Origin of the sequence: Mesorhizobium sp. M1E.F.Ca.ET.041.01.1.1 (assembly GCF_003997355.1) — a bacterium.
Classification (GTDB): Bacteria; Pseudomonadota; Alphaproteobacteria; order Rhizobiales; family Rhizobiaceae; genus Mesorhizobium.
This window is the reverse complement of record NZ_RZSL01000649.1, coordinates 1-3109: the sequence shown is the minus strand read 5'-3', so window position 1 is coordinate 3109 and position 3109 is coordinate 1. Positions and strand designations below refer to the sequence as shown.

Below are 3109 nucleotides of genomic sequence, written 5' to 3'. Positions count from 1 at the left end.
GCCCAGCGCCTGCTCGACATCGTTTGCCGCGAAACGTGGCCGCGTTTCCGTCCAGCGCTCGGTGGTTTCGGCCGGCCGCAGCGCTTCGCCGACAAGCGCGGCACGCAGCGATAGGGCCCTCGTCGCCGTGCCGATTTCCTCGGCGTCACGGCGTTGGACGCCAATGCCGCGGATCAGCTTGGCGAGACCATATTGCGGGTGGCCGAGCGTCGCCGGACGCGCGCCGGGGGCCGTTATCGCGGCGAAGGAGGCGTCGTCCAACTCGCGGTCGAGACCTGGCAACACAACGGCGCCGTTGGGCAGCCCTGCGATCACGGCGAGCAGTTCGGCGGTGGCCGGAATGGAGCCGGTCGAGCCGGCGGCGATCACCGGCCCGGCCGGCGGATTGCGCTTCAGCCGCGCCGCCTCCAGCCGGATCAGCGCGCTGCGGTGCGCGGCGGGATTGGAGCGGTTGCGTTCCTTGAGGAACTCCGGCCAGTTGTCGGTGACGATGCCGAGGAAGTCGAGCGTAACCTGCCACCAGCCGGCGAGGTTGCCGGTGACCAGCGTCGCAAGCTTGGCCCAGTCGGTGCCCTCGGTCTCGATCTCGTCCATCAGCCGTGCGAGGTCGCGCGCCAGCCAGATGGCGTCGGCGGCCGAGGTCGGCACGACGAATTCCTCGTTGAACCGCTCCCTGACATGCCCCGGCAGGCTTTCCTTCCAGGCGCGCACCAGCGGTGCCAGCAAAAGCAGCCGCTCCTGCGCGGCGATCGGCGGCGCGAGGTCTATTGCCGGCGCTGCCTCGGCCTCGAAGGCGGCCTCGTCCTCATCGAATTCGCCGAGCGGACGCACCGTCGGCAAAATGGCCGAGCGCCTGCCGAGCACGTCGACAAAGGCGCCGCGCAACGCGCGCGCCGCGCGCCGCGTCGGCAAGTAGATGGTCGCGTCGGCCAGCGCCAGCGGGTCGCCGTCGAAACGGAAGCCGGGGATCAGGCGGCCGTCGAGCAACGCCTCCGCGAGCGTCGGCAGGAACGGCGCTCCGGGCGGGATGGAAAGGACGCGGCGCGAGCCGCTCATACCGCTTTCGCTAGCGCGCCGGCGACGGCCGCCTCGGCGGCCGGAATGGCGTCGGGCGTGCCGACGGTGATCCAACGGCCTCTCATCGCCATTCCGAACAGCCGGCCGGCGGCGATCGCCTTGTCGAAATAGACATTGAGAGAGTGTGAGCCCGTCGGGGCGTCCTTGAAAATGCGCGGATGGATGATCGCCGCGCCGGCATAGATCAGGCCGGCCGGATCGCCCTTCGAGCGCCGCAAGGCACCGTCGGGCGCCACCAGGAAGTCGGTGCCGACACAGTGTCCTGTCGCTGAGTCGAGATCGGTGAGCATCAGCAGAATATCCATTCTGGCAGCGTCCCATGCAAGGGCTAGGCGCTCGAGGCTGGGCTCGCCGCTGTCGATCCAGAAGGTGTCGGCATTGATGATGTAGAAGGGCTCGCTGCCCAGCAACGGTAACGCCTTGACGATGCCGCCCGCCGATTCCAGCAAAGCCTCGCGCTCGTCGGAAATGACGATCTGCGGCGCCCGGCGGCCGGCGACATGGGCGACAATCTGCTCCGGCAGGTAATGCACGTTGACGACGGCCTTGCCGACGCCGGCGGCTTCCAGGCTGTCCAGCCCCCAGTCGAGCAAGGTCTTGCCGGCGATCGTCACCAGCGGCTTCGGCATCGTGTCGGTGATCGGCCGCATGCGCTTGCCGAGCCCGGCGGCAAGCACCATCGCGGTCTTCGGCTTCATGGCGAGCGTTCCTCCAGCAGGCCGTGGGCCATATAGAATTCCTTCAGGCTGCCGAGCGCCGGATGCGCCAGCGCCCGCCTCAGATAGTCGCGGATGCGCGGCAGGTGTTTTAGATAGTAAGGCTTGCCGTCGCGCTTTTCGAGCCGCACGAAAATGCCGAGGATCTTCGAATTGCGCTGCGCCGCCATGATCGCATAGGCCTCGGCGAACCCGGCTTCGTCGAACGGACCCGAGGCGCGCCGCGCGGCAACATAGGCCTCGACCGTCCGCCGCTCGATCTCGGGCGAGACGGTGACCCGCGCATCCATGGCTAAAGAGGCGACGTCATAGGCGGCCGGACCGATCAGCGCGTCCTGGACGTCGACGATGCCGAGCCGGTCGAGGCCGGAGCGCTCTGCGCGCCAGATGATGTTGGGCGAATGGAAGTCGCGCAGCATCAGCGTGTATTCTTGGCCCTCGAGCCGGTCGAGCAAGGCGTTCCATTCCTTGTGATAGCCGACTCGCAGCGCATCGCCTGCCGGCTTGCCCGTAATCCATGGCACATACCATTCGACCAGAAGGTCCGCCTCGATCAGCATGGCGTCGCGGTCGAAGGGCGGCACGTCGTGGAACACGCCGGGCGCGGCCTCCATGCGGTCTGGCCAGGCCTTGCCGTGCATCATGGCGAGCAGCTTTCCCGCTGCTTCGTAGCGTTCGGCGATGGGCTGGCCGTCGCTGCCGAGAAAACCTTCCGAGCCGAGATGCTCGATCAGCAAAAAGCCCTGGTCGAGGTCCTGCGCGTGGATCACCGGCACGCTGACGCCGCCGGCAAGCAGCGCCCGGTCGATGGCGACGAAGGCGGTGACGGATTGCGCCGTGTGGGCGATCACCGCATAGGGCTTGCCGTCGCGCACCGGCGGGCCGAGCACCAGCCGCGGCGAATTCATCAGCACGCGGGGCGCCTGACCGGGAAGCGAGACGATCTCGTAGGAGCGGGCGGAAGCGTCGCCGACGAAATGGCGGCGGCTCGCCTCACCCCATCCGGCGGCGGCCAGAAAATCGCGCATCGCGAGCGATCTCGCCACGCGCTCGAATGCGGGTCCCTGCCCGGAGATCCTTGCCGAGCGGCCAGTGCCTTTCTCGGCAAGCTCGACCTGGAGCGCGTTTGCCGGCAGCCGGTCTTCGGCCCGCTCCGGCCATTCGACCAGTGCGGCGCCTTGCGCCAGCGCGTCATCGAGGCCGAGCTCATCGAGCTCGTCCGGCGAGGAGAGGCGGTAAAGGTCGAAATGGTGCACGGGTATCCGCGTCTCGTAGCTCTGCACCAGCGTGAAGGTCGGGCTCGGCACTTCGAGGGC

General features: G+C 68.2%; 2 protein-coding genes and 1 pseudogene. All 3 read right to left on the bottom strand.

Annotated elements, in window-relative coordinates:
- A pseudogene (locus EOA38_RS31900) lies at positions 1–1056 on the bottom strand (double-strand break repair protein AddB); the annotation flags it as partial.
- The gene (locus EOA38_RS31895) at positions 1053–1775 is read right to left on the bottom strand and encodes a nucleotidyltransferase family protein (protein WP_127301096.1); all 723 of its coding nucleotides are present in this window, start codon (positions 1773–1775) and stop codon (positions 1053–1055) included. The pseudogene EOA38_RS31900 and the gene EOA38_RS31895, both read right to left, overlap by 4 nt.
- On the bottom strand, positions 1772–3109 hold a 1338-nt coding region (tsaE, locus tag EOA38_RS31890), incomplete at its 5' end, for a tRNA (adenosine(37)-N6)-threonylcarbamoyltransferase complex ATPase subunit type 1 TsaE (protein WP_127301095.1). The genes tsaE and EOA38_RS31895, both read right to left, overlap by 4 nt.

Coding starts and splice junctions, on each gene's coding strand:
- EOA38_RS31895 (WP_127301096.1), bottom strand. CDS start 1,775: ATGAAGCCGAAGACCGCGATGGTGCTTGCCGCCGGGCTCGGCAAGCGC.